Origin of the sequence: Streptomyces sp. NPDC049541 (genome assembly GCF_044465725.1) — a bacterium.
Taxonomy (GTDB): domain Bacteria; phylum Actinomycetota; class Actinomycetes; order Streptomycetales; family Streptomycetaceae; genus Streptomyces.
Window position 1 is genome coordinate 545,018 of sequence record NZ_JBITLY010000001.1, and the last position, 23,988, is coordinate 569,005.

The 23,988-nt window shown below is 70.0% G+C and carries 20 protein-coding genes and 2 tRNA genes; 19 read left to right on the top strand and 3 right to left on the bottom strand.

Annotated elements, in window-relative coordinates; genetic code table 11:
- Window positions 1–248: 248 nt before the first annotated feature.
- From ACIBW9_RS02460 to ACIBW9_RS02495, 8 genes are all read left to right on the top strand, one after another.
- Window positions 249–1,745: a D-ribitol-5-phosphate cytidylyltransferase gene (locus ACIBW9_RS02460; RefSeq protein WP_398950420.1), complete on the top strand. Its 1,497-nt coding sequence runs from the start codon at window positions 249–251 to the stop codon at window positions 1,743–1,745.
- 180 nt (window positions 1,746–1,925) lie between these two features.
- Entirely contained in the window at window positions 1,926–4,010 is a 2,085-nt protein-coding gene (locus ACIBW9_RS02465; protein WP_398950422.1) for a hypothetical protein, read from the top strand.
- 231 nt (window positions 4,011–4,241) lie between these two features.
- On the top strand, window positions 4,242–5,462 hold the full coding sequence (locus ACIBW9_RS02470) for a glycosyltransferase family 2 protein (protein ID WP_398950424.1): 1,221 nt from the start codon (window positions 4,242–4,244) through the stop codon (window positions 5,460–5,462).
- Between the two features lie 160 nt (window positions 5,463–5,622).
- On the top strand, window positions 5,623–6,729 hold the full coding sequence (gene proB, locus ACIBW9_RS02475) for a glutamate 5-kinase (RefSeq protein ID WP_398950426.1): 1,107 nt from the start codon (window positions 5,623–5,625) through the stop codon (window positions 6,727–6,729).
- A gap of 756 nt (window positions 6,730–7,485) precedes the next feature.
- A complete protein-coding gene (locus ACIBW9_RS02480) occupies window positions 7,486–7,938 on the top strand; it encodes a hypothetical protein (RefSeq protein WP_398952064.1) in 453 nt (150 codons plus the stop codon).
- A 150-nt stretch (window positions 7,939–8,088) separates the two neighbouring features.
- Window positions 8,089–9,375, top strand: coding sequence for a glutamate-5-semialdehyde dehydrogenase (locus ACIBW9_RS02485; RefSeq protein ID WP_398950428.1), 1,287 nt, complete (start codon window positions 8,089–8,091; stop codon window positions 9,373–9,375).
- A gap of 105 nt (window positions 9,376–9,480) precedes the next feature.
- The gene (locus ACIBW9_RS02490) at window positions 9,481–10,050 is read left to right on the top strand and encodes a hypothetical protein (protein ID WP_398950430.1); all 570 of its coding nucleotides are present in this window, start codon (window positions 9,481–9,483) and stop codon (window positions 10,048–10,050) included.
- Between the two features lie 112 nt (window positions 10,051–10,162).
- Window positions 10,163–11,236 (top strand): hypothetical protein, encoded by a 1,074-nt coding sequence (locus ACIBW9_RS02495; RefSeq protein WP_398950432.1) that lies wholly within the window; start codon window positions 10,163–10,165, stop codon window positions 11,234–11,236.
- A 46-nt stretch (window positions 11,237–11,282) separates the two neighbouring features.
- Here the strand turns inward: ACIBW9_RS02495 and ACIBW9_RS02500 are convergent, their stop codons facing one another.
- Window positions 11,283–12,398 carry a M48 family metallopeptidase gene (locus ACIBW9_RS02500; protein WP_398952066.1) on the bottom strand — a complete coding sequence of 372 codons (1,116 nt, stop codon included), beginning with the start codon at window positions 12,396–12,398 and terminating at the stop codon, window positions 11,283–11,285.
- Between the two features lie 126 nt (window positions 12,399–12,524).
- Between ACIBW9_RS02500 and ACIBW9_RS02505 the strand changes: the two genes are divergently transcribed.
- From ACIBW9_RS02505 to ACIBW9_RS02550, 10 genes are all read left to right on the top strand, one after another.
- A complete protein-coding gene (locus ACIBW9_RS02505) occupies window positions 12,525–12,686 on the top strand; it encodes a hypothetical protein (protein WP_344402465.1) in 162 nt (53 codons plus the stop codon).
- Between the two features lie 108 nt (window positions 12,687–12,794).
- Window positions 12,795–12,959, top strand: a complete 165-nt coding sequence (locus ACIBW9_RS02510; protein WP_099928839.1) for a hypothetical protein — start codon at window positions 12,795–12,797, stop codon at window positions 12,957–12,959.
- 79 nt (window positions 12,960–13,038) lie between these two features.
- On the top strand, window positions 13,039–13,725 hold the full coding sequence (nadD, locus tag ACIBW9_RS02515) for a nicotinate-nucleotide adenylyltransferase (protein WP_398950435.1): 687 nt from the start codon (window positions 13,039–13,041) through the stop codon (window positions 13,723–13,725).
- A 16-nt stretch (window positions 13,726–13,741) separates the two neighbouring features.
- Window positions 13,742–15,457, top strand: coding sequence for a LytR C-terminal domain-containing protein (locus ACIBW9_RS02520; RefSeq protein WP_398950437.1), 1,716 nt, complete (start codon window positions 13,742–13,744; stop codon window positions 15,455–15,457).
- A gap of 101 nt (window positions 15,458–15,558) precedes the next feature.
- On the top strand, window positions 15,559–16,002 hold the full coding sequence (rsfS, locus tag ACIBW9_RS02525) for a ribosome silencing factor (RefSeq protein ID WP_344402461.1): 444 nt from the start codon (window positions 15,559–15,561) through the stop codon (window positions 16,000–16,002).
- Window positions 16,002–16,673, top strand: a complete 672-nt coding sequence (locus ACIBW9_RS02530) for a histidine phosphatase family protein (RefSeq protein WP_398950439.1) — start codon at window positions 16,002–16,004, stop codon at window positions 16,671–16,673. The genes rsfS and ACIBW9_RS02530 overlap by 1 nt, the downstream gene beginning before the upstream one ends.
- Window positions 16,674–16,763: 90 nt before the next feature.
- A tRNA-Ala gene (locus ACIBW9_RS02535) sits at window positions 16,764–16,836 on the top strand.
- A 207-nt stretch (window positions 16,837–17,043) separates the two neighbouring features.
- Window positions 17,044–17,217, top strand: coding sequence for a hypothetical protein (locus tag ACIBW9_RS02540; RefSeq protein ID WP_344402459.1), 174 nt, complete (start codon window positions 17,044–17,046; stop codon window positions 17,215–17,217).
- A 3-nt stretch (window positions 17,218–17,220) separates the two neighbouring features.
- On the top strand, window positions 17,221–17,454 hold the full coding sequence (locus tag ACIBW9_RS02545) for a hypothetical protein (RefSeq protein ID WP_003976229.1): 234 nt from the start codon (window positions 17,221–17,223) through the stop codon (window positions 17,452–17,454).
- Between the two features lie 105 nt (window positions 17,455–17,559).
- Window positions 17,560–17,632: transfer RNA gene (locus tag ACIBW9_RS02550), tRNA-Ala, on the top strand.
- 109 nt (window positions 17,633–17,741) lie between these two features.
- Here ACIBW9_RS02550 and ACIBW9_RS02555 read toward each other — a convergent pair.
- Both ACIBW9_RS02555 and ACIBW9_RS02560 read right to left on the bottom strand, forming a co-directional pair.
- Complete coding sequence (locus ACIBW9_RS02555; RefSeq protein ID WP_115908210.1) at window positions 17,742–19,355, bottom strand: NADH-quinone oxidoreductase subunit NuoF family protein; 1,614 nt, start codon at window positions 19,353–19,355, stop codon at window positions 17,742–17,744.
- Window positions 19,352–20,653: a cytochrome b/b6 domain-containing protein gene (locus tag ACIBW9_RS02560; protein WP_398950442.1), complete on the bottom strand. Its 1,302-nt coding sequence runs from the start codon at window positions 20,651–20,653 to the stop codon at window positions 19,352–19,354. The genes ACIBW9_RS02555 and ACIBW9_RS02560 overlap by 4 nt, the downstream gene beginning before the upstream one ends.
- A gap of 419 nt (window positions 20,654–21,072) precedes the next feature.
- Here ACIBW9_RS02560 and leuS point away from each other — a divergent pair, with 419 nt between their 5' ends.
- On the top strand, window positions 21,073–23,955 hold the full coding sequence (gene leuS / locus ACIBW9_RS02565; RefSeq protein WP_398950444.1) for a leucine--tRNA ligase: 2,883 nt from the start codon (window positions 21,073–21,075) through the stop codon (window positions 23,953–23,955).
- Window positions 23,956–23,988: the final 33 nt, after the last annotated feature.

Below are 23,988 nucleotides of genomic sequence, written 5' to 3' on the forward strand. Positions count from 1 at the left end.
GAGATGATTGACCGCGTCGCCCAAACGGGTGTACGACCCCTCGGCGATCCGGCACTGCCCTGCGCCGTCCTGTGCAGTTACTCACAGCAATTCCGGCGCGGCCGACGCAGGTGGTCCCACCGTCACCAGCAGTGCAAGGTGAATGACAGATGGCGCGCACATATGCAGCGAACAGCGCTCACCTTGCACAGCGGTAACCGCAAGTGGGACCATTTCCGCGTTCCCTGTCGCCCCAAGGTAGGTCCTCTGTGTCCCAGCACATAGCCAAGCCCCGTACCACCGCAGTGATCCTGGCCGGTGGCACCGGCCAGCGTGTGGGTCTTTCGATCCCGAAGCAGCTGCTGAAGATCGCCGGCAAGGCAGTCATCGAGCACACCCTGACCACCTTCGAGAAGGCCGACTCGATCGACGACGTCATCGTGCTGATGGCGCCGGGATACGTGCCCGACGTCGAGAAGATCGTCGCCAAGGCCGGGTTCAAGAAGGTCAGGAAGATCATCGAGGGCGGCTCGACCCGGAACGAGACCACCGAGCGCGCCATCGAGGCCCTCGGCGAGGGACTGGCCGAGGGCGAGGACCTCAACGTCCTGTTCCACGACGCCGTCCGCCCGCTGCTCGCGCAGCGCGTGATCGACGACTGCGTGGCCGCCCTCGAGCGCTACCAGGCCGTCGACGTCGCCATTCCGTCCGCGGACACCATCATCGTCACGCGCACGCACGGCGAGGACGGCGAGTTCATCACCGAGATCCCGGACCGCTCCCGGCTGCGCCGCGGCCAGACCCCGCAGGCCTTCAAGCTGTCCACCATCCGCAGGGCGTACGAGGTCGCGGCCGGCGACCCCAACTTCCAGGCCACGGACGACTGCTCCGTCGTACTGAAGTACCTGCCGGACGTGCCGATCCACGTCGTCGCGGGCGACGAGTACAACATGAAGGTCACCCAGCCGGTCGACGTCTTCATCGCCGACAAGCTGTTCCAGCTCGCCTCCACGGCCGCGCCCGAACAGGTGAGCGAGCAGGCCTACCGTGAGCTGCTCACCGGCAAGACCGTCGTGATCTTCGGCGGTTCGTACGGCATCGGCAAGGACATCGCCGAACTCGCCGAGTCCTACGGCTCCAAGGTGTACGCGCTCGGCCGCTCCACCACCGGCACCCATGTGGAGAACCCGGAGGAGGTCGACGACGCGCTGTCCAAGGCGTACGCGGAGACCGGCCGCATCGACTACGTCGTCAACACCGCGGGCGTGCTGCGCATCGGCAAGCTGGCGGAGACCGACAATGCGACCATCGAGGAAGCGCTGAAGGTCAACTACCTGGCCCCGGTGCAGATCGCTCGTTCCGCGTACAAGTACCTCGCCGAGACCAAGGGCCAGCTGCTGCTGTACACCTCCAGCAGCTACACCCGCGGCCGTGCCGAGTACAGCCTCTACTCCTCGACCAAGGCCGCCATGGTGAACCTCACCCAGGCCCTGTCCGACGAGTGGGCCGGCGACGGCATCCGCGTCAACTGCATCAACCCGGAGCGCACCGCGACGCCCATGCGTACCAAGGCCTTCGGCCAGGAGCCCGCGGGTTCCCTGCTCTCCTCCGAGGCCGTGGCCCGCACCTCGCTGGACGTACTGCTGTCCGAGCTGACCGGCCATGTCATCGACGTCCGCCAGCAGGACCCGACGGCGGGCGCGGCGAAGGCCTCCGGCTTCGAGCAGGCGCTGGCCTCGGTGCTCGACCGACAGGACGGCATGTAATAATCGACGGGAATTAGTCTTCCGTTATTCAGGCCTCTGCTTTCCGGTGTCAATGCAGTGTATTGACCGGGTGTTCGCAGGGGCCTGAATCCGTACACCCGACGAATTCCCATAGAATTGCCACAAATCCTGCGCACTTCACCACAAAACCGGCACTCCCCCTCCCAGAGCAGGTTCTCCGTGATATCCACCGCTATTCGTGTCGCCCGGGTGGGCAGCGCGGCCGAGCTGGCCGCGGCGGTCCTCATGATGCTGGGCTTCCCGGCGATCATGGTGGCCGCGCTCGTCCCGAGCGTCTACGCCTTCGCGGCAGCGGCCGCCGTGACGTACCTGGCCGACCACTACCTGCACCGGAAGGGCAGTTACCTGGTCAACCGGCTGAGCAAGGTCAGAGCCGGTCTCTCGATCCGCTTCCTGATCCGAGAGCTCCTGCTGATCCTGCTGCTGGCCCGGCTGGACCTCGCGAACAACCTGATCTACTACGGCGCGATCGGCTGCTTCATCGCGTTCTACGGCCTCCAGGCCCCGCATGGCGCCGTGGTCACGCTGATCCGCAACCGACGCCGGCTGCCGGTCGCCACCCGCAACGTCGACCTCAAGTCGCGGATCGACATCCCGGACGCGCCGCGGATGGGGCTGCTCGACCGGTCGGCCGAGAAGATGCTCCACCTCGACCTCGCGGCCGTCGTCGGCATCCTGATCTCCGCCGTGGCGGGTTCGTCCGTGGCCGGCTTCGTCGGCATCGGCATCACCCTGGGCCTGGGCTGCCTGTACGTCCTCGCGCTCGTGCCGTACGTCCGTGGCCGCAAGATCCCGCCGAACGCCGACAAGGTCCTCGCGGCCGTCGACGACTGGCTGCACGAGTACAAGCCGCAGACGGTGCTGTACTTCTCCGGCTCCAAGGACTCCGCCTACCAGGTCAACATGTGGCTGGAGACCATGGAGCAGCTGGACTCCCGGCTGCTGATCATCCTGCGCGAGCGGGTCATCCTGCAGAACCTGGCGCCCACCACGGTCCCCGTCATCTGCGTGCCCGGAGGGGTGCACCTGATGAACATGGACCTGTCCACGGTGCGCGTCGCGCTGTACGCCGCGAACGTCGGCAAGAACATCCACCTGCTGCGCGTGCCCACCATGAAGCACGTCTTCATCGGCCACGGCGACAGCGACAAGCTGGCCAGCGTCAACCCGTTCAGCAAGGCGTACGACGAGGTGTGGACCGCCGGCCGCGCGGGCCGCGACCGCTACGCCATCGCCGACGTCGGCGTCCGCGACGAGGACATCGTGGAGGTCGGCCGCCCGCAGCTGGCGCCGATCCGGGGCTGGGAAGGCGTACCGGAGGGCCGCGTCCCGACCGTGCTCTACGCGCCCACCTGGGAGGGCTGGGACGGCGACCCGGGCAACACCTCGATCATGCTTGCCGGCGAGAGCATCGTGAAGAAGCTGGTCAAGGCCGACCCGCCGGTGCGTGTGCTGTACAAGCCGCACCCCTTCACGGGCACGGTGCTCCCCAAGGCCGCCGCCGCCCACCGGCGCATCGTCGCCCTGGTCGAGGCCGCCGCCGCCGAGCGCGCCGCCGACTCCCGCTTCACCTCCGACCCGGCCGAGCAGGAGAAGGCGAAGGCCGACCTCGTCCGCATCGAGGCCCGGATCGCCGAACTGGTCGGCACCGGAGGTGAGCGGGCCGACGAGGCCGAGGCCACCCGCGACGGTGTGGTCGACGTCGCCAGGTACGAGGAGGTCGCCCGGCTGCGCGACGAGTGGAACGAGGCCTACTGGCGCTCCTTCCCGGTGTGGGAGCACCGTGTCATCGAGGGCGCCGAGCCGCGCCTGTACGACTGCTTCAACGTCTCCGACGCGATGGTCTCCGACATCTCCAGCGTGGTCTCCGACTTCATCGCCAGCGGCAAGCCGTACGCGGTCACGGACTCCGCGGGGCTGGGTGTCGAGGAGTTCAAGCGGCAGAACACCGCCGTGCGCGCCGCGGTGATCCTCTCCAACAGCGCCAAGGAACTGGGCGCACTGCTGGACGCGGTCCGCGACCCGGCCGCCGACGCACTGGCGGAGGACCGCAAGGAGCTGAAGGAGTACCTGCTCGGCCCGGACGACCCGACGTCCATCCAGCAGTTCAACACCGCGGTGGCGAACCTGGCGCTCAAGGCCGACAGCCGCAACCGCGGCCAGGAGTCACGGGCCGCCGCGGCCGGTACCCCCGGCGCGGACGAACTGTCCGACGCCCTGTCGGCGCAGCCGCCCACCGCGTGAGAAGGCCGCCGCTCACGGTGTGAAACCAGTGAGAAGGGCCCGGTTTCCGAGGAGTGATCCTCGAAAACCGGGCCCTTCTTCGTATGTTCATGTGTCCGTACCTGTCCGTTCGCCATGTGAACTGAGTCACGAAGAACCGACCACAGGGCAACCGCTTGCCCTGACCGACCGTCTTTTCATGTAGCGAATGAGGCGATACAGGGTAAATGTCCCGTTAATGAGGGGGAAACAGTGACCGTGACGCAGCCTGATGTGAGCGTCGTCATCGGGGCGTACGAAGCGATGCCGTATCTGGTCGAGTGCCTGGCGTCCGTCGAGGCGCAGACCATCGCCCCGGAGCGCATCGAGGTCATCGCGGTCGACGACGGCTCCACCGACGGCTCGGGCGAGTACCTGGAGGAGTTCGCGGCCCGCGCGGCGATGCCGGTGACGGTGATCCGGCAGGACAACTCCGGCGGCCCCAGCGGTCCGCGCAACGTGGGCCTGGGCAAGGCCGCCGGTCGCTATGTCTTCTTCCTCGATGCCGACGACCGGCTCGGTCCCGAGGCCCTGGAGCGCATGGTCGCCATGGCCGACCGCAACGGCACGGACGTGGTCCTCGGCCGCGTCGAGGGCATCAACCGCAAGCCGCCGGGGTCGATGTGGGGCAAGACCCTCGACCGCACCGACGTCTACTCCTCCAACATCAAGTTCACGCTGAGCGCGCAGAAGCTGTTCCGCCGTGAGCTCCTGGAGCGGCACGGCATGCGCTTCGACGAGTCCCTGTGGACCGGCGAGGACGCCCTGTTCACGATGGAGGCGTATCTGCGGGCGAACGGCGTCTCTGTGCTCGCCGACTACACCTGCTACTACCTGGTGGGCCGCGACGACGGCAAGCACGTCACGAAGAGCGGCGCCTACACCCTGCGCTTCGACTCCGCCCGCGCCCTCATGAACCTGATCGCCCGGCTCGTCCCCGCCGGGGACAGGCGCGACCTGCTCCTGGTCCGCCCCTTCCTGATCACGCTGCTGCCGCAGTTCGGCCCGAAGTACCTCACGGACAGCGAGAAGGTACGGCGGCACAAGTTCGAGCTGGCGAAGCCGTTGATGGAGGAGTTCTGGAGCGAGGGCGTCGCACGCCGCCTCAAGGTCGAGGAGCGGCTGCGGCTGCACCTGGTCGCCGAGCAGCGGCCCGAACTCCTGCTGCCCGTCGTGCAGTTCGTGAAGGCGAAGAAGCAGGCGGCGCCCATCCTGGAGAAGAAGGGGCGGGAGGTCTACCTCGCCTATCCGCACTTCCGTGACGCGACGGCCGCCATACCCGACTCCGTCTACCTCGCCGCACCCCGCGAGGCCCGGGCCGTCGAGGGCTACCGCGAACACTCCGCCGCCTCCGTACTGAAGCGGGCGGTGCGCAAGGCGCGCCGGGTGATGAAGGCCCGGGTGGGCGGGGGCGGAACCGCGGCGGCGGCCTGACGACCGGGCCGGGCCCTGAAGGGGCGGACTTCAGGGCGATCTTCTGTCCGGGGACCGGACCGGCGCGCGGGGTGCGGTCCCCTTCGCGTAGATTGCCGGACGGGGGGAGCCCGAGCGTGCGAGGGGACGGAAGAACAAGGTGGCAGGGGCAAGGCAGGGCGTGAGCGAGGCCCGCAGGATCGTCGTCAAGGTGGGTTCCTCGTCGCTGACCACCGCGTCCGGCGGCCTGGACGCCGACCGGGTCGACGCGCTCGTCGACGTCCTGGCCAAGAGCCGCAGTGGCGGGGAGAGGGAGATCGTCCTGGTCTCCTCCGGCGCCATCGCCGCGGGGCTCGCACCGCTGGGGCTGCGCCGCCGCCCCAGGGACCTCGCGCGCCAGCAGGCCGCCGCCAGCGTCGGCCAGGGCCTGCTGGTCGCCCGCTACACCGCCTCCTTCGCCCGCTACGGCGTCCGGGTCGGCCAGGTCCTGCTCACCTCCGACGACATGAGCCGGCGCGCCCACCACCGCAACGCCTCCCGCACCCTGGACAAGCTGCTCGCGATGGGCGCGTTCCCGATCGTCAACGAGAACGACACCGTCGCCACGGACGAGATCCGCTTCGGCGACAACGACCGGCTCGCCGCCCTCGTCGCCCACCTCGTCCATGCCGACCTGCTGGTGCTGCTGTCCGACGTCGACGGCGTGTACGACGGTGATCCGAGCAAGCCGGGCACCTCGCGGATAGCCGAGGTACGCGGGCCCGAGGATCTCGCGCACGTCGAGATCGGCAGCGCGGGCAAGGCCGGCGTCGGCACCGGCGGCATGGTCACCAAGGTCGAGGCGGCCCGGATCGCGGCGGCCGCCGGCATCCCCGTGGTCCTGACCAGCGCGATCCACGCCGCCGAGGCCCTGCACGGCGGTGACACCGGCACGTACTTCCACCCCGCCGGCAAGCGCTCCGCCGACCGGCTGCTGTGGCTGCAGCACGCCTCCACCCCGCAGGGCTCCCTCACGCTCGACGACGGGGCGGTACGGGCGGTCGTCGAGCGGCGCAAGTCCCTGCTGCCGGCCGGGATCGCCGCCGTGGAGGGCGAGTTCGTCGCCGGGGACCCGGTGGAACTGCGGGATGCCGAAGGCCGCGCGGTGGCCCGCGGCCTGGTGAACTTCGACGCCAAGGAACTCCCCCAACTCCTCGGCCGCTCCACCCGAGAACTGGCCCGCGAACTGGGCCCGGCCTACGAACGCGAGGTCATCCACCGGGACGACCTGGTACTCCTGCACCCCTGACGCCTGCCGAGCGGCAGACCATCACCTCGGAGCAGCCTCCCCCGGCTACCGCGCCTGCGGGGCAGCCCCTGAGGCTCGGGTTGCCATGTCTCCGGCGCTGAGACCGGGCTGCCGCGTCTGTGGGGCGCGTGGCCCTCGGGGCGGGGTTGCTGGGTCTGTGGGACCACGGCCCATGGGTCGACTTTTCCGCGTCTCGGGAGCCCCCTGGGGGCCAGGCTTCCGTGTCTCTGGGCCGCGTCTCGGGATCCCCCTGGGGCCAGGCTGCCGAGTCTGCGGGGCGCGTGCCCGCTGGAGCTGTTCGCTGGGTTTCTCGGGTGTGGCACCCGTGGCGGGGCTGCTGGGGGCGGCTGCTGTGTCTTTGGGGCCGGCTCCCGGGCCAGACTGCGGTGCTTTGTGGCAGGCCCTCGGCCACGGCTGCCGCGTCTGTGGGGCGCGTGGCCCTGGGGCCTGGCTGCAGCGTCTGGGAGGCCTCGAGCCCCACCCTTGCAGCTTCGGGGCCTCGGCCCGGCTGTGTGGGTCCTGTGGAGGGTGCCGTGCCCGGCCGTTCATCGCCCGCGGCCGAGCTGGGCCCCCCGGCCGCAACCCCCCAGGTCCCAGCCGAAAACGGGGGGAACGCCCCGCAAATCGACCCGTCGTGAGGTGGACGTTCCGCAAAACCGCCCCACGAGCCCTTGCGGCCTGCTCAACTTTGTCTCAGGGATACATTCCGCACGTCCGCCAGTCGATCACTGCGTGAAGGAGGCCGTCGTGAGACGAGTGCGCCCTGGGGCGGCGGCGTCCCGTGACGGCGCCCCCTCCCGCGCGGCCGGCGAGGAGCGCGCCCTGACCAGCGTCGCGGCCGGCGACCGGTGCGAGGAGCCGGCCGACCTGCCGCGCCTGTGGCACGTCACCCTGAGCGTCTCCGGCGAGGAGGCCCCCCTGAAGGAGGTGCGGCGCGGCCTCGAACAGCTCGCCCACGACCACCCCTTTCTGCTGACCAGCCGGTACGCGAGCGACCACGCGGAGATCCGCTACTGGGAGGAGGCCCGCGACCTGCACGACGCGGCCGCCGTCGCCCTGCGCCTGTGGGGCGAGCACCGCCAGACCGCCAAACTGCCGCCCTGGGAGATCGTCGGCCTGGAGGTCATCGACCGCGAGACCTACCACCAGCGGATAGCGGCGGGCTACGGCCCGGCGCCCGCAACCCCGGTCGGCGTACACCCCTTTTGATCCGACCACGGACCGTAACCATTGATTGAGGAACCCTTACGGCGAGCAACCACATCCGGGAGAGCGGCGCCGGTTTGGGTGCAAAAGGTGTGCGTCTCGGGGTTTGGAATGCTTGCTGGACGGGCCCGCCCGGCGCACTACCCTTCCCTCATGACCACGCTTTCGCCGTACGACTCCATGTCCCCGGTCAACCGGGCCGCCTACCGCGCCAAGGCCGCCGCCGCCGACCTCGCCCCGCTGCCGCGCGCGGTCAAGGACGACGCGCTGGCCGCCATCGCGGACGCCCTGGAGGTCCGTACGAGCGAGATCGTCGAGGCCAACGCCAAGGACATCGCCAAGGCCCGCGAGGCCGGCACCAGCGAGGCCATCATCGACCGGCTGACCCTCACCCCGGAGCGGGTGCGCGCCATCGCCTCCGACGTGCGTGACGTGGTCGCCCTGCCCGACCCGGTCGGCGAGGTCGTCCGTGGCTCGACCCTCCCGAACGGCATCGACCTGCGCCAGGTCCGCGTCCCGCTCGGCGTCGTCGGCATCATCTACGAGGCCCGCCCGAACGTCACGGTCGACGCCGCCGCCCTCTGCCTGAAGTCCGGCAACGCGGTCCTGCTGCGCGGCTCGGCCTCCGCCTACGAGTCGAACACCGCCCTCGTCCGGGTCATCCGGGACGCCGTCGGCGGCGCCGGACTGCCCGCCGACGCCGTACAGCTCGTACCCGGCGAGGGCCGCGAGAGCGTGCGCGAGCTGATGCGCGCCCGTGGCCTGGTCGACGTCCTGATCCCGCGCGGCGGCGCCTCCCTGATCCAGACGGTCGTGACGGAGTCGATCGTCCCCGTCATCGAGACCGGCACCGGCAACTGCCACGTCTACGTCGACGCGGACGCCGACATCGACATGGCCATCGACATCCTGATCAACTCCAAGGCCCAGCGGGTCAGCGTCTGCAACGCCGCCGAGACCCTCCTGGTCCACCAGGACATCGCCCCGGAGTTCCTGCCGCGCGCCCTGGACGCCCTCGCCGAGGCCGGCGTGACCGTGCACGCCGACCCGCGGGTGCTGGCGTACGCGAAGGACTCCAAGGCCACCGTCGTCGAGGCCACCCCGGAGGACTGGGACACCGAGTACCTCTCCTACGACATCGCCGCCGCCGTCGTCGACTCCCTGGACAAGGCCGTCGAGCACATCCGGCTGTGGACCTCCGGTCACACCGAGGCGATCGTGACGACCTCGCAGCAGGCCGCCCGCCGCTTCACCCAGCTCGTCGACTCCACCACCGTCGCCGTGAACGCCTCCACCCGCTTCACCGACGGCGGCCAGTTCGGCTTCGGCGCGGAGATCGGCATCTCCACGCAGAAGCTGCACGCGCGCGGCCCGATGGGGCTGCCGGAGCTGACCAGCACCAAGTACATCGTCACCGGCGACGGACACATCCGGCGCTGAGACCGCGCCCTCCGGGCGGCCGTGCCGCATGAGAGGTGTCTCACAAGGCGGATGAATTTCCATACCGTCTGCCCAAAATGACCCCCCAGGTCTACTCTGGATCCCGTGCCGGAGGACGTGGGGGGCACGCCGTTCCCTGACGGCTGGGAGCCCGACGACGACCACGACCGCGGGGTGTCGGACGAAGAGTTCGCCTCCGTGGTCTTCGACGAGGCCTTCGTACGGGCGGCCGTGGTGCACGAGCCGACCGCCGTCGAACGCCTCCTTGCCGCCGCCCAGGCGAGAGCGGAGGCCTCCGAGGCGGAGGCGCGCCGGGCCCACGGCAGGGGCGAGCGGTACGAGGAGGGATACAAACCCTCCGGTTTCGGCCATGATCCCGAGCTGGACGACCTGGACGACACCGACGTCCTGGAAGGCCGCTACGGCGCCCCTGGGTCGTACGGAAAACAGGTCCGCTGGCACCGCCCGGTCGCCTGGATGCTCGCCCTGGTCATGGGCATAGGCATGGTCGCGCTGGCCTTCACCGCGGTCTACCGTGGCGCCTCCTCGGGCAGCCGGGACCAGGGACCGCCGCCGCCCGCCTCGACCGGCCTGGAACAGGGCAGCGCGGCACCGCCCTCCGCCTCCGCCGACAACTCTCAGCCAGCCCTCTCGGTCATCCCGCCGACCCCCTGAGCGGCGCCCCGAGCGCCCCCTTCGCGCGCACTTTCGAACCTGGTGAGAACCTGTCAGAACTTGTCGTGTACCAGGGCGTTTACCGGGCCTTCCGGAGACCTACCCTGAATATATGGGAGGGCCTGGAGACCCACCTGAGGGGACACCCGAGGGCGCCCCCGGCGGTGGAGGAGAGGACGAATACCGATCCGTCGTCTTCGACGAGTCGTTCGTCCGTGCTGCCCGCCTCCAGGAGTTCTCCGCGCAGGAGCGCATGGCCGACCACGCACCTGCCGTGCGCCGCCGCCCGCCACTGCGCAGAGGCCTGTCCCGGCAGGCGCTGATCCTGGTCCTGCTGATAGCGGTGGCCTTCGGCACCGCCATCTACATGGGTGTACGGCACCCCTACCAGAGCGCCACCGCCCCGCAGCCCGTCGAGCCCCTGCGGATGACCGTCATACCCCTCTCCCCGCAGGGCAGGGTGCCGGGCGCGACCGATCCCGAGTACCTGTACGCGCACAGCCCCGCCGCCCAGTTCCGCGTCGGCGCCAAGGGCATACCGCTGCCCGCCGCGCGGCGCACCGCGCACTTCTCGGACAGCCAGGTGGTGGCCGCCCTGACCACCGCCCAGGACTACATAGTCCGCTCCTCGCTCTACCCCGAGGTGCTCAGCAGCCAGGACGTCCGCGCCGCGCGGGTCCTGCTCGACGGCGGCCAACTCGACCAGTTCGACCAGAGTTTCGAGCACCCGACCGCCGACGGCCGCCACCAGCCCACCGGATGGCTGGTTCGCTTCGACCAGACCCGCGCCCAGCTCGCCGACAGCAGGATCCGCGTCCAGGGCACGCTGCAGGTCACCGAGACCGACTCGGCCACCCTCGAGGTCACCGCGGACCACACCTTCGTCTACGCGCTGAAGCCGACCGGCGCCGACGCCAGGGCGCAGGCCTCCCTGTTCACCGTCCGGCGCGAGCTGCACTTCCGCTTCGACCGCGACGACCTGCGCCTGCACCAGGCCCAGCTGGTCGTCTCCTACGTCCAGGCAGGACCGCTGTCCTGCGCCGAGGACTCCACGAACCACTTCCACCCGCTGCTGGCCGGGCAGACGGCCAAGGCGGGCGGCCCCGCGGGCACCGACCCCTACGCCACGGGCGGCGCCACCGCCCTTTGCGGATCCCTGGCGACGAGCGCGCAGCCCAAGGTGTGACCGACCGGCGGGGCGCCGCCGTCCCCGCCGGCCTCGAACCGCCGGATCAGTGCTCGTCGCGCCGCGGGGTGTCCGTGGGCGGCTCGTCCTGCGGCGGGCGCTCCTGGGAGGGAGCCGAGCTGGTGAAGCCGTCGAACCCGCGCCGCACCCGCCCGCCGATGCCCCCGGCCCCGCCGGCGATGTCGCTGACCAGCTTCATCAGCGGGTCCTTGGAGCTCTTCACATTGCTGGCGTAGCTCGCCGCGGACTCCCGGAACGAGTCCGAGACCGAGGTGTCCTTGTCCTCGCTGCGCCGCGGGTAGTGGCCGTCCATGATCCGCTGGTAGTCCCGCGACTCGGACCACTTCTTCAGCTCGGCTGCCCGGATCGTGGTGAACGGGTGCGAGCGCGGCAGCAGGTTCAGGATCTTCAGCACGGAGTCGCGCAGGTCGCCGCCCTCCTCGTACTCCTCGGCCTGCTTGAGGAACGCGTCCACGTTCATCTCGTGCAGATGGTTGCCGCCCGCGATCTTCATCAGACCGCGCATCGAGGCCTGCAGATCCTGCCCGGCGAGCAGTCCCGCCCGGTCCGCGGACAGCTCCGACTTGCGGAACCACTCGCGCAGCGCCGTCACGATCGCCATGATCGCGATGGTGCCCAGCGGGATCCAGGCGACCCGGACCGCCAGCTGGGTCAGGAACAGCAGGATCGTGCGGTACACCGCGTGCCCGGACAGGGCGTGGCCCACCTCGTGGCCGATGACCGCCCGCATCTCCTCCTCGTCGAGCAGCTCGACGAGCCCGGTGGTGACCACGATGATCGGCTGATCCAGGCCGATGCACATCGCGTTCGGCTGCGGGTCCTGGTTGACGTACATCGGCGGGACCTTCTCCAGGTCCAGGATGTAACAGGCGTCCCGCAGCATGTCGTTGAGGTGCGCGAACTGCTGGTCCGAGACGCGCACCGAGTCGGACAGGAACAGCAGCCTGAGGCTGCGCTCGGGCAGCAGCCCGCTGAGTGCCTTGAACACCGTGTCGAAGCCGCTCAGCTTGCGCAGCGCCACCAGTGCGGAGCGGTCCGCCGGGTGCTCGTACGCACGGGAGGAGATCCCCGGGAAGCGCCTGCGCTGCCTGCTCGGTACGTTCTCGTGTCCGTTGTGCTCGTGGTGGCCGTCGTCGGACATGTTCTCCCCCATGTGCGTGTAGTGGCCCTTTGCGGACCCTTGTGCGGCCCTTTGCGCCCCCGAAGCAAGCCCCAGCCTAGGCGGAGTTACCGTGGACGGGCACTACACCGAAGGAGTCCGTCAGCCATGGAGCACACCCCCGCAGCCGCCTGGCTCGCCGAGGCCGCGAGCGCCGCCCCACACCAAGGGCCGGGGAATCTGCTCCGGGTCGTACTGATCGTGATGATGGTGGGTTGTGCGCTGACCGGGTGGTTCCTGTTGCGGGGCTACAAGCAGAAGGACGACTGACGACCGCACCGGGTTCCCGACAGCGGAGTCGGGGTGATCGCCGGGCAGGCCCCCGCTTACGATGGGCCGACATCTTTATCCCGCCCACACCGGATAGGTCCTGCCGAGATGAGCTTCCACAGCGCCGCAGCCCAGTTGGTCACCCTTGCCGCCGAGGGCGAGGAGCACGGCGGCAACCACGAGAGCCTCAGCCCCTACGTCACCGGTGGCAGCGCGCTGTTCATCCTGCTGCTCCTGCTGTGGATCACCACCCGTTTCAACCGCGACCGCTGAGGCACCCGGTGCCCATAGCGGGGCACTCCGGGCATCCTCGGGCCGGTACCCGCAGGCCGGGCCGGTAGGGTCTGCACGCATGGGAGAGCAGGACATGCCTACCGGTCCGGCGAAGGACGCGACGATCGGCACGGAACCCCGCCCGACGAGCGGCCCCGGCAACGGGCCGACGAACCCGGGCAAGCGCCGCCTGGGCGTCATGGGCGGAACGTTCGATCCGATCCACCACGGGCACCTCGTGGCGGCCAGTGAGGTCGCCGCGCAGTTCCACCTGGACGAGGTGGTGTTCGTCCCCACCGGACAGCCGTGGCAGAAGACCCACCGCCATGTCTCCCCGGCCGAGGACCGCTATCTGATGACGGTCATCGCGACCGCCGAGAACCCGCAGTTCTCGGTCAGCCGTATCGACATCGACCGCGGCGGCCCCACCTACACGGTCGACACCCTGCGCGACCTGCGCGCGCTCAACCCCGACACGGACCTGTTCTTCATCACCGGCGCCGACGCCCTCGCCCAGCTGCTGACCTGGCGGGACACCGCGGAGCTGTTCTCCCTCGCGCACTTCATCGGGTGCACCCGCCCCGGCCACCACCTGACCGACCACGGTCTCCCGGAGGGCGGTGTCTCTCTCGTGGAGGTTCCCGCGCTGGCCATCTCCTCCACCGACTGCCGTGCGAGAGTCGCCAAGGGAGACCCCATCTGGTACATGGTGCCGGACGGAGTCGTGCGCTACATCGACAAGCGCGAGCTGTACCGCGGCGAGTGAGCCGAGAGGGGCACCGGTGAACGACCGATACGACGCGGGCTACGGCGGCGACCACGAGGACCAGTACGAACTCGTCGGCTACGACGAGTACGGCCGGCCCGTCTACCGGCAGACCGCGCCGGGGCAGACGGCTGCCCAGCAGCCGTACGACCCCTACGGGCAGCAGCAGGGCTACGGGTACGACCCGTACGCCACCGGCGGCCGGCCGCCGGTCCCGCAGCAGTACGACCCCTACGGCACCGGCCAGCAGCCGCCCGTGCCCTCCTACGACCCCTACGGCACCGCTTCGTACCCGAGCGGCGCGCCCGGGACGCCGTACGACCCCTACGGGCAGGCCGCGGCGAGCGGTCAGCAGCCCCGTGTCGTCACCGAGCAGACCGCCTACATCCCGCAGCAGGCCGGCCCGGCGGAGCCCGCCCCGAGCGAGAAGGCCGCGCCCCAGCCCGAACGGGACTACCGCACCGAGCAGTTCGCCTTCGTCGAGGACCCGGACGCCGAGTCCGAGGACGTCATCGACTGGCTGAACTTCACCGAGAACCGCACCGAGCGCCGCGAGGAGGCCAAGCGGCGCGCCCGCAGCCGCATGATCGCCCTCGTCGTCGTCCTGGCCCTGGTCGCGGTCGGTGGCGTCGGCTACCTCTGGTACGCCGGGAAGCTGCCGGGCCTGGCCTCGCCCGACTCCAAGAAGGGCGGCACCACGACGGCCGCGGGCGCCCAGAACCGCGACGTGATCGTCGTCCACCTGCACAACACCAAGAAGGGCGGCACCTCCACGGCGCTGCTCGTCGACAACACCACCACCAAGCAGGGCACCACCGTCCTGCTGCCCAACTCCCTCGCCCTGACCGACGACGACGGCAACACCACCACCCTCGCCAAGTCGGTCGAGGACGACGGCTCCTCCGGCACCCGCGACGCCCTGAACACGGTCCTGGGCACCGACATCGAGGGCACCTGGCGGCTGGACACCCCCTACCTGCAGAACCTCGTCGACCTCGTCGGCAGCATCGACCTCGACACCAACGCCGACGTACCCGACCCGGACGCCACGAAGAAGGGCAGCGCGCCCCTCGTCCACCGGGGCAAGGACCAGACCCTCAGCGGCAAGATGGCCGTCGCCTACGCCACCTACCGCGCCTCCGGCGAGGCCCAGAACGCCCAGCTGGAGCGGTTCGGCCAGGTCATGCAGGCCACGCTGCGCAAGCTGTCCTCCGACCCGTCGCAGGCGACCACCACCGTGCAGACGCTGGCGCAGATCCTGGACCCCTCCCTGACCGACAAGGACCTCGGCACCTTCCTGGCCAAGCTCGCCGACCTCGCCAAGGGCGGCGACTACAAGACCGCCCTGCTGCCCGTCCAGAACGACGGCACGCTGAGCGAGCAGGCCAGTGCCAGTGTGGTCAAGGACGTCCTCGGCGGCACCGCGAAGAGCCCCGACCAGGGCTCCGGGATCCGGGTGTCCGTGCAGAACGCCAGCGGTGTGAAGGACAACACAGAGAAGGCCCGTGTGGTCCTCCTCAACGGCGGCTTCACCTTCCTGGAGGGCGGCACCGCCCCCGCCTCCTCGGCCACGTCCAAGGTCGTCTACACCGACGCCGCCGACAAGGAGAACGCCGCCGAGGTCGCCAAGACCCTGGGCCTGCCCGCCACCGCGGTCACCAAGGGCCAGGCCACCGGCAACGCGAACGTCTCGGTGATCCTCGGCCGGGACTACAAGCCGTCGTCGTCCTAGCCGGCCCGGGCCGCCCCACGTGATCCCTTAATCACGTGGGGTGCTGTCGGCGGTCCGTGAGACCCTTGGTGTCAAGTGACCGCCGACCGGAAAGCCACGTAGTGACCGCCACTGACCGCTCTCTCGAGCTCATCACCACCGCCGCCCAGGCGGCCGCCGACAAGCTCGCGCACGACATCATCGCCTACGACGTCAGCGACGTCCTGTCGATCACGGACGCCTTCCTGCTGGCCTCCGCACCCAACGACCGCCAGGTCAAGTCGATCGTCGACGAGATCGAGGAGCGGCTCAACAAGGAGCTCGGCGCCAAGCCGGTGCGCCGCGAGGGCGACCGCGAGGCCCGCTGGGTCCTGCTCGACTACGTCGACATCGTCGTCCACGTCCAGCACAGCGAGGAGCGCGTCTTCTACGCCCTGGAGCGGCTGTGGAAGGACTGCCCCGAGCTGGAACTGCCCGCCGACGCGAAGGCCACCCGCGGCAAGGCCGAGGAGCACGCCAAGCTGCAGGCTGCCGAGGAGGCGGCCGACCTGGGCGGTGAGTGGTGATGAGCGCCACCGGTGAGGTGTCCGCGGGCCGGCCGGGCCGCGGACGCCGCGTCATCCTGTGGCGCCACGGCCAGACCTCCTGGAACGTGGAGCGCCGCTTCCAGGGCAGCACGGACGTCGCACTCACCGAGGCGGGCCTCGCCCAGGCCCGCCGCGCCGCCCGGCTGCTCGTATCCCTCAAGCCCGACGCGATCGTCGCCTCCGACCTCCAGCGCGCCGCGCACACCGCGGCCGAGCTCGCCGCGCTCACCGGCCTGGAGGTCACCCACGAGGAGGGCCTGCGCGAGACCTACGCGGGCGTCTGGCAGGGCCTGACGCACGAGGAGATCATCGAGCGCTACGGCGAGGAGTACGCCGCCTGGAAGCGCGGTGAGCCGGTCCGCCGTGGCGGCGGCGAACTGGAGACCGAGGTGGCCGAGCGCGCCGCCCCCGTGGTGCTGCGGCACGCCGAGAAGCTCCCCGACGAGGGCACCCTCGTCGTGGTCAGCCACGGCGGCACCATCCGCACCACCATCGGACGCCTCCTGGGCCTGGAGGCCCGCCACTGGGAGAGCCTGGGGGGCCTTTCCAACTGCTGCTGGTCCGTCCTGGGCGAGGGTGCCCGCGGCTGGCGCCTGCTGGAGCACAACGCCGGCACCCTCCCGGAGCCGGTGCTCGGGGACGACGACTGACCTCCCGGCGGCCCGCACACCCGGATTTCACTTTCCGGCAGGTCGCAGGCTAGAGTTCTACTCGTTCGCCCCGCCAAGCGGGACGCATGAGGGGCTATAGCTCAGTTGGTAGAGCGCCTGCATGGCATGCAGGAGGTCAGGAGTTCAATTCTCCTTAGCTCCACAGATCGTTTGACGAAGATCCCGTCCCCGCAGGGGGCGGGATTTTTCGTGTTCCGGCACCGGCTTGAGTCACTTCGGCCCCGCAGGCGTATACCTCTGCGAAGGCGCCGTGTCCGGACTGGTACTGAGGCGTCGCTGACCGTATTGGTCCGGCCGTGGCAGAATCAAACGGCCGGAAGGGAGCGCGGCCCGACGGGAGGGAGCAGTGATGCCTGCGAGCATCCTCGAGGAGGTCGGCCACCTCCTCGAAGCGGCGTCGACACGGGACACGGTCACCCGTCTGAGCTGCCCTTCCTGCGGTTCCCTCCATGTCGCCCAGGTTCTCGGCGACAACGGCGGAATCTCCTACGTGTGCACGGCCTGCGGCCACAGCTGGAGCTGAACGATGGGTGCACACAGGCGAAAGTGCGACTGGTGCGGCAGCGGTACGCCGATCGTCCGCGACATGGAGCCGGTCAACCCCGACTACCAGTACTGGTGCGAGGAATGCGCGCGGGCGCTGATCATAAAGGGCGACCCGATCGAGACGTACCGCGAGCTGGAGGGCGAGCCGATCTACGGCCGTCTGCTTGAGGAGCACTGCACGCTCAAGCGGTTCTACTCCTTCGTCACCGCTTGACGCCGTCGGCCCTGCCCGGGGCCGACGGAAACGATTTGGTGTTCCACCCGGTGGACCGTGTAATGTTGGCGTCGCCGCCGGGGGAAACCCCGGAGGACCAAGCAAGGGGCTATAGCTCAGTTGGTAGAGCGCCTGCATGGCATGCAGGAGGTCAGGAGTTCAATTCTCCTTAGCTCCACAACCAAGATCCCGCCGGATCGATTCGATCCGGCGGGATCTTCGTGTTTTCGGGGGCAGTTGTGCGAGAAGGGGGCCGCCCACCGGGCGGCCCCCTTCCTGACGTCGGCTCAGCGGCCCAGTGCGCGCCGTCCGCGGCCCTGCGAGAGGACCGGCAGGTTGCGGGAGGGCGCCCGGTCCCTGGGCGTCTCCTCCTCGATGCGCAGGGCCAGCGCCGGGCAACGGCGCACCGCGCGCAGGGCCTTGGCCTCGGCGTAGCGCGGCACCTGCGCCTGGGCGACGGTCGGGAAGCCGTCGGCGCCGAGTTCGAACACCTCCGGGAGGATGTCCGCGCACAGCCCGTGGCCCCGGCACAGCGTCCAGTCGACGTAGATCTTCTGACGGCTGGGGCCGTTCTCCACGGGCTCTCCGCCGCCCGGGATACCCGTGGGCAGCTGACCGCCCTCGAAGAGCGGCAGAACGCCCTCCACGGGCCGTCCGCAGCCGTTTCCGAGGACGTGCGCGGCCAGGTCGTCGGTGAACGCCTTGATGGTCGACTCAAGGAACATCGCGGAGCCGTCCGGGTGCGAGCACGCGCCGCGCCGCTTCACGTTCTTGGCGACCTGCTTGAGCGCCTCCAGGGCGGCCGGGCCGCCGCCGTTGAGGATGTCGGCCATGCCGCGCGCGGCGGCCGGCAGACCGAGGTAGCAGGGGCCGCACTGGCCCGCGCTCTCCTCGGCCAGCCACTGCGCCACGCGCAGCGACTCGCCCAGCGGGCAGGTCTCCTGACTGATCGGCAGGATCGCGCCGGCGCCCAGCGCACCGCCCACCGCGTCCAGGGAGTTGCGGGAGACGATCGCCTCGTTGACCGTCGCCGCGTCGATCCACTTGCCGTGGTAGCCGCCCGTCAGCACGCCCTGGGGCACCGGCGGGGCGCCGGCGAGCTGGAGGACGTAGCGCAGCGGGACGCCCGTGGGGACCTCGATCACCATGGGGCGGGCGACCGCGCCGGAGACCGTCAGCATGACGGTGCCCGGCTCGTCGTACAGACCGGTGTTGCCGTAGCGCTCGGGGCCGATGCGGGCGGCTATCGCCAGCTGGGCGAAGGTCTCGGCGTTCGACAGCAGGGTCGGTGCGCCGCCGACGCCGTTCTGGGAGGCGCTGACCTTGCGGCCGGGCGGGATGGCCGGGCCTCCGTCGATGGAGCGGATCAGCGAGGCGGCCGCCCCGGTCACCATGCGGATGGGATTGCGCTGCACGCGCGCGCGTAGAACCGACCGGCGGCCGTTGTTCAGACCGCGCTCGGCGAGCGCGGCCTCCATCGAGCGCTGGGTCGACTCACGGGTGACCCCCACCACGAGCGTGCGGGCACCCAGCGCCTCCGCGACCAGCAGAGCGCCGTCCAGGATGAGGTGCGGGGCACGGTTGATCAGCACCGTGTCCTTGCGGCAGGCCGGCTCGTCCTCGCTTCCGTTGACGACGACGACCGGCCGTACGCCGCGCTTGATGGCCGCTTCGGCGACCGAGCGCAGCTTCTTGTGGAAGGGGAAGCCCGCGCCGCCGCGGCCCTTCAGGTTGATGTTCTCGGCGAGCTTCGCGAGCTGCTCGCCGCCGAGCGGTTCGAGCGGCCCGTGCACCTTGAGGTGCATGGGCAGATCGAGTCTTTCGACAAGGTCGAAGCCTGACGTGAGCTGCGGAAGTCCGACCACGCGGACTTCTGGGACGTCGGGCAGGGCCTCGTTCACCTATAGCCTCCGGAAGGCGTGTTCCAAGGTTCGCCCGAACCCGGTGCGTCGAACGAGGCACCGGGCGTTGGTTCACTGGCGGGACCGCTGTTGTACGTGTCGTTCGGGTTGTACGTGCCGTAGAGGGTGTTTGTCTCACCGGTGTCGTACATGTCACTTCCGCCGTACCCGGCGGTGCCCGGATTGCCATAGGCCGGGATGTTGTATCCGGTGTCCTGCAACGGGTCGTACGCCGACGGGGGCGCCTCGCCGACCGGCGGCGGAGAGGGGACCGGCCAGCTGCCCGAGGTGCTGCCGTCCGTGCGCGGGATCGACTCCGTGGGCTGCATGTCCATGGGCAGGTCCATACGGGCGGTCTGGTCGGCCGCGTAGGACTGCCGGCCGCGCTGCTGGGGCGTGACGGCGCGGTAGGCGGCCGCGAAGCCGTTCGCGGGCTCCGGGGTCATCGTGCGGGCGGCGGGGGCGTCGTAGTAGGGCGCCGCGGGCGTGGTCATCGTGTCGGCGGGGGACGGCTTCGGCGCCCGCGCGTTCTCGTAGCCCGGCAGTGCGGAGGAGGTCTCGCCGACCCGTGCGCGGCTCGCTTCGAGCTCCTCGGCGCGGGACGAGCCCGGCTCGTTGCCCAGGAAAGCGGCCAGCCGGTCGGCCACCCGGCGCTTGAACGGCCGGGGAGCCGCCCGCAGGGCGAGCGCGGCGGCCACCGCGACCAGGCACAGCTCGTAGGAGATCATGAAGAACGGCTTTGCCGCGCGGCCCGCGAACAGGCCGTGGACCAGCGCCGAGCACCAGGCCGGGTAGGCCAGTGCGTGCATGGCGCGCCAGCGCGCCGCGACCGGCGCCGGGGAGGCGAACTGGTTGCGCAGGGCGCCGGTGATGCCCACGAAGATCATGAGCAGTCCGGCCAGTGAGCCCAGGCCGATGAGACCCGCGCTGCCCTTGACGCCGAGGCTGAAGGGGATCAGTGCGGCGATCAGCACCGTGTGGTCAAGCGCCAGCTTGACGGTGATGTGGACCAGCAGGAACGCGATCGAGCCGACGGCCGTCACCCGGTGGATGCCCTGGGCGATGATCCGCTGGCGCGTGTTCAGGATGAGCCGGTCCTGGGCCACCAGTCCCCAGATCACCGAGCAGGTCAGGCAGACGAGCGAGAGGACGCCCGCACCGAAGTTCAGGAACTGTTGCAGCCACCCGCCTCCCAGCAGGACGACGACGGGTATGAGCAGCAGGACGACAGCCGACGCCACCCCATAGGCCGACCGGCCCGGTTTGGGGAGCGAGGTGTTACTACGACGAGGGTTCATGGGGGCAACTCCGAAGCAGTTTCGGGAAGGCGGTCCCGCTGCCGAACTCTAAGTGGCTCCATACCGATCGGTACGAGGTTTGAGTTATTGCGTTGTTATCCAAGGACAACGCGCTCGTTGCGATGTCCCGGTAGTGGGTGTTACGCGAAGTAACTTTTGACCTTGGTTCAGCTTTTGTCGGGTGATGGCAGTCGTGCAAGGAGCCATACGGAAGCGCGTCGCATCGTGCTCAAGCGCTGCGGTACCCTAACCGCATGCGTGCCGTACGCCTTCTGCTTAGCGGGCCGCGCTGATCAGTCCCGACCACCGGGCGAATCGGATGGTCGGAATCGGCGCGGCGTCCCCTCCTGTGCGAGGGGATTTTTCGTTTCTCGAACGACACCGCTGCTGGCAGAGACGATCGATGGAGCTTAAGGATCATGAGCGAGACGAACCCCGCTGCCGCCGCCGAGGCGGCAGCGCCGCACCGCTACACGGCCGCCGTCGCGGCCGAGATCGAGGCACGCTGGCAGGACTTCTGGGACGCCGAGGGCACGTACGAGGCGCCGAACCCCAAGGGCGACCTGGCCGGTGACCCCGAGGTCGTCGCCCGGCCCAAGAAGTTCATCATGGACATGTTCCCGTACCCCTCGGGTGCGGGTCTGCACGTCGGCCACCCTCTGGGGTACATCGCCACCGACGTCTTCGCGCGCTTCCAGCGCATGACCGGCCACAACGTGCTGCACACCCTGGGCTTCGACGCCTTCGGCCTGCCCGCCGAGCAGTACGCCGTGCAGACCGGCACGCACCCGCGGGTCTCCACCGAGGCCAACATCGAGAACATGAAGGCCCAGCTGCGCCGGCTGGGTCTGGGCCACGACAGGCGCCGGTCGTTCGCCACGATCGACCCGGACTACTACAAGTGGACCCAGTGGATCTTCCTGCAGATCTTCAACTCCTGGTACGACGACGAGGCGAACAAGGCCCGCCCGATCTCCGAACTGATCGCCCAGTTCGAGACCGGTGAGCGCGCCGTACCGGGACACACGCGCGCGTGGCACGAGCTGAGCGCCACGGAGCGTGCCGACGTCCTGAGCGAGTTCCGCCTGGCGTACGCCTCCGACGCGCCGGTCAACTGGTGCCCCGGCCTGGGCACCGTGCTGGCCAACGAGGAGGTCACCGCCGACGGCCGCTCCGAGCGCGGCAACTTCCCCGTCTTCAAGGCCAAGCTGCGCCAGTGGAACATGCGCATCACCGCCTACGCCGACCGGCTGCTGGACGACCTGGAGGCGCTGGACTGGCCCGAGGCCATCAAGCTGCAGCAGCGCAACTGGATCGGCCGCTCCGAGGGCGCCCGCGTCGACTTCCCGATCGACGGCGAGCGCATCACGGTCTTCACCACCCGCCCGGACACCCTGTTCGGCGCGACCTACATGGTGCTGGCCCCCGAGCACCCGCTGGTCGAGAAGTTCACACCGGCCGCCTGGCCCGAGGGCACGCACGAGGTGTGGACCGGCGGTCACGCCACCCCCGCCGAGGCCGTCGCCGACTACCGCGCCCAGGCCGCCTCCAAGTCCGACGTCGAGCGGCAGGCCGAGGCCAAGGACAAGACCGGCGTCTTCATCGGCGCGTACGCGACCAACCCGGTCAACGGCGAGCAGGTCCCGGTCTTCATCGCCGACTACGTCCTGATGGGCTACGGCACCGGCGCGATCATGGCCGTACCGGCGCACGACAGCCGTGACTTCGAGTTCGCGCGCGCCTTCGAGCTGCCGATCCACTGCGTCGTCGAGCCGACCGACGGCCGCGGCACGGACACGTCCACCTGGGACGAGGCCTTCGTCTCCTACGACGCCAAGATCGTCAACTCCGTCGGCGAAGGCGTTTCCCTGGACGGTCTGGGCGTCGTCGAGGCCAAGGCGCGCATCACCGAGTGGCTGGCGCGCAAGGGCATCGGCGAGGGCACCGTCAACTTCCGGCTGCGTGACTGGCTGTTCAGCCGCCAGCGCTACTGGGGCGAGCCCTTCCCGATCGTCTACGACGAGGACGGCGTCGCCCACGCGCTGCCCGAGTCGATGCTGCCGCTGGAGCTGCCGGAGGTCGAGGACTACTCGCCGCGCACCTTCGACCCGGACGACGCGAACACCTCCCCGGAGACCCCGCTGTCCCGCAACGAGGACTGGGTCAACGTCACGCTGGACCTGGGCGACGGCCCCAAGCGGTACCGCCGCGAGACCAACACCATGCCCAACTGGGCCGGTTCCTGCTGGTACGAGCTGCGCTACCTGGACCCGCACAACAGCGAGCGGCTGGTCGACCCGGAGATCGAGCAGTACTGGATGGGCCCGCGCGAGGGCCAGCCGCACGGCGGTGTCGACCTGTACGTCGGCGGCGCCGAGCACGCCGTGCTGCACCTGCTGTACGCCCGCTTCTGGTCCAAGGTGCTGTACGACCTGGGGCACGTCTCCTCCGCGGAGCCGTTCCACAAGCTGTTCAACCAGGGCATGATCCAGGCCTACGTCTACCGGGACAGCCGTGGCATCGCGGTGCCGGCCGCCGAGGTGGAGGAGCGCGACGGCGCCTACTACTACCAGGGCGAGAAGGTCTCCCGGCTGCTGGGCAAGATGGGCAAGTCCCTGAAGAACGCGGTCACTCCGGACGAGATCGCCGCCGAGTACGGCGCCGACACCCTGCGCCTGTACGAGATGGCGATGGGCCCGCTGGATGTCTCGCGGCCGTGGGACACGCGCGCGGTGGTGGGCCAGTTCCGGCTGCTGCAGCGGCTGTGGCGCAACATCGTCGACGAGGCGACCGGCGAGGTCACCGTCGTCGACGTCGAGGACGCCGACATCGACGTGGAGACGCTGCGCGCCCTGCACAAGGCGATCGACGGCGTGCGCCAGGACCTGGAGGGCCTGCGCTTCAACACCGCCATCGCCAAGATCACCGAGCTGAACAACCACCTGACCAAGGCGGGCGGCCCGGTGCCGCGCTCCGTCGCCGAGGCCCTGGTGCTGCTGGTGGCCCCGCTGGCCCCGCACATCGCGGAGGAGCTGTGGCGCAAGCTGGGCCACACCGACTCGGTGGTCCACCAGGACCTGCCGGTCGCCGACCCGGCGTACGCGGTCGACGAGTCCGTGACCTGCGTGGTGCAGATCAAGGGCAAGGTCAAGGCGCGGCTGGAGGTCTCGCCGGCCATCTCCGAGGAGGAGCTGGAGAAGGTCGCGCTGGCCGACGAGAAGGTCGTCGCCGCGCTGGACGGCGCGGGGATCCGCAAGGTGATCGTGCGGGCGCCGAAGCTGGTCAACATCGTTCCGGCGTAGGCGCCGAGGACGGCCGGGGCGTGAGCGCCTCGG

Coding starts and splice junctions, on each gene's coding strand:
- ACIBW9_RS02540 (WP_344402459.1), top strand. CDS start 17,044: ATGCCTGCGAGCATCCTCGAGGAGGTCGGCCACCTCCTCGAAGCGGCG.
- ACIBW9_RS02530 (WP_398950439.1), top strand. CDS start 16,002: ATGAGCGCCACCGGTGAGGTGTCCGCGGGCCGGCCGGGCCGCGGACGC.
- ACIBW9_RS02485 (WP_398950428.1), top strand. CDS start 8,089: ATGACCACGCTTTCGCCGTACGACTCCATGTCCCCGGTCAACCGGGCC.
- nadD (WP_398950435.1), top strand. CDS start 13,039: ATGGGAGAGCAGGACATGCCTACCGGTCCGGCGAAGGACGCGACGATC.
- ACIBW9_RS02510 (WP_099928839.1), top strand. CDS start 12,795: ATGAGCTTCCACAGCGCCGCAGCCCAGTTGGTCACCCTTGCCGCCGAG.
- ACIBW9_RS02500 (WP_398952066.1), bottom strand. CDS start 12,398: ATGTCCGACGACGGCCACCACGAGCACAACGGACACGAGAACGTACCG.
- ACIBW9_RS02560 (WP_398950442.1), bottom strand. CDS start 20,653: ATGAACCCTCGTCGTAGTAACACCTCGCTCCCCAAACCGGGCCGGTCG.
- ACIBW9_RS02495 (WP_398950432.1), top strand. CDS start 10,163: ATGGGAGGGCCTGGAGACCCACCTGAGGGGACACCCGAGGGCGCCCCC.
- ACIBW9_RS02545 (WP_003976229.1), top strand. CDS start 17,221: ATGGGTGCACACAGGCGAAAGTGCGACTGGTGCGGCAGCGGTACGCCG.
- leuS (WP_398950444.1), top strand. CDS start 21,073: ATGAGCGAGACGAACCCCGCTGCCGCCGCCGAGGCGGCAGCGCCGCAC.
- ACIBW9_RS02505 (WP_344402465.1), top strand. CDS start 12,525: ATGGAGCACACCCCCGCAGCCGCCTGGCTCGCCGAGGCCGCGAGCGCC.